Raw genomic sequence first — 255 nt, forward strand, 5'->3', positions numbered from 1 at the left:
TAACTTTACCAAACAAATGATCAAGGTCGTGAATTGTACAAATAAGCAAATCAATCAAAACAAAATCGTCAAGAGATGAAGCTAATTGCTCAGTATTCCAAAAATCATCATGGAAATCTGAAAGTTCGACGCTGATACATAGCTGCGGCAATGATAGCCAATTATAATGAGTACCTTTACCAAGAAATCCAATAAGGTTATACCCATCTTTTGATAGCATAAACTCTTTTACTTCTACATTACCAAGAGACTTTA

At 33.3% G+C, this 255-nt stretch carries 1 protein-coding gene; it reads right to left on the reverse strand.

Annotation, left to right across the window (positions count from 1 at the left end; all coding sequences use genetic code 11):
• A partial coding sequence (locus tag NE665_RS24610; protein ID WP_256302795.1) for a hypothetical protein occupies positions 1-255 on the reverse strand: 255 nt, incomplete at both ends.

It is taken from the genome of Clostridium sp. DFI.1.208 (assembly GCF_024463855.1).
Classification (GTDB): Bacteria; Bacillota_I; Bacilli_A; order Erysipelotrichales; family Erysipelotrichaceae; genus Clostridium_AQ.